The organism is Oleiphilus sp. HI0066 (assembly GCF_001635725.1).
In genome coordinates this window covers 1-1,279 of sequence record NZ_LWFH01001687.1, presented here as the reverse complement: position 1 = coordinate 1,279, position 1,279 = coordinate 1, and the positions used below count along the sequence as shown (strand labels likewise).

2 protein-coding genes are annotated in these 1,279 nt (G+C 46.4%); both read right to left on the bottom strand.

Translation table 11 applies throughout. The annotated features are described in order from the left end of the window. Positions 1-80: 80 nt before the first annotated feature. The gene (locus tag A3738_RS26355; protein ID WP_068501144.1) at positions 81-776 is read right to left on the bottom strand and encodes an energy transducer TonB; all 696 of its coding nucleotides are present in this window, start codon (positions 774-776) and stop codon (positions 81-83) included. A 12-nt stretch (positions 777-788) separates the two neighbouring features. Continuing rightward, positions 789-1,193, bottom strand: coding sequence for a biopolymer transporter ExbD (locus A3738_RS26350; RefSeq protein ID WP_068501147.1), 405 nt, complete (start codon positions 1,191-1,193; stop codon positions 789-791). Between the last annotated feature and the right edge of the window lie 86 nt (positions 1,194-1,279).

Sequence of the window (1,279 nt, the reverse complement as noted above, 5' to 3'; positions counted from 1 at the left end):
ATAAGGGGACAAAGAATTTGCATAAGAAAAACTCACGAAACTAAATAAAGAGCAAATAAGAATAAATCTAAACATACGCATTACTTCGGAATTTGAAACACATAGGTTTTACGTGCTTTAAAAGGCGTATAGGTACCACCGATTTCCATACGCTGAAACTTCGATCGACGTAGCGACCGCGCGACAGCCTTTTCAAACACGCCTTCTGGCGTCGCTTCAACGAAGGTAATTGAGTCTTCTCTCACTTTACCATCAGCCCCAACGACAAACTCTGCTGTCACAGAGCCTTCTATTTTCTTACGCAAGGCGCGCGAAGGATATTGCGGAGCGATGTCTTTTGTCGCGACTAGATTCGATTGAAACGGAATATCAACGGACACGGAGTTCGCATTGGGCGCCTCCATACTAATACCAGAGAGATTAAGCGACATATCGACGTTTACGTTCAGCGTAATTTTAGGCACGGCGATATCTATAGGCGTTGGCTCGATGGCCAAGTCATTTTTAGGCATTGGCCGATTAAGCATTGGCTCAACGGGAGGCTGCTCTATCAATTCAGGCTCGTCTGGTTTGGCGCGTTCTCGCAGTTGAAGGTCACTATCTTGCTCAACAAACAAAAAGCTCAAATCGACAGACTGAGCCGCCACTTGCTCTTGCTTAAAATCTGGCGACGAAACACCCGACAAAATACTAAAAATGATGGTTGAGGCGACTAATGCCAAAGGCATCAAGAACGCATAACGCGCATAACGACTTTCGAGGGACAATACCGACACGGACGCTGCCACCTACTTCGACTTCGTTGCGACGGTATACGGCACACCGGCCTGACGGATTTGGTCGATCAAAGCAACTAAGCTACCTGTGCTTGACGCCTCATCCGCTTGCACAACCACACTGACATCAGCTTGTTCGGTTTTCATACGCTCAAGCGCTGGACGGATCATACGCACATCCACCACCTTGCGGTCTAACCAAATTTCCTCACGATCCGACAAGGCAATCAAAACAGCGGTTTTAGTTTGCGTATCACTAGTGGACGCAACAGGGCGCTTGATCTCGATACCCGATTCACGAACGAAAGAGGTAGAAACAATAAAAAAGATCAGCATGATAAACACGATGTCGAGCATCGGTGTCATATTCACTTCTGCCTCTTCTTGCTGCTCTCCAATGAGTATTCGTTGATGCATTCTGTATTCCTAATTTAAACGGCATGTTAGCCATTCACTGAAAGTGCTTGTTTTTGCTTCTGCAAAAAACGGGTCTCAGCGGTAAC

Excerpts from the sequence above, each read along its gene's own strand:
- A3738_RS26350 (WP_068501147.1), bottom strand. The coding sequence starts at position 1,193 with ATGCATCAACGAATACTCATTGGAGAGCAGCAAGAAGAGGCAGAAGTG.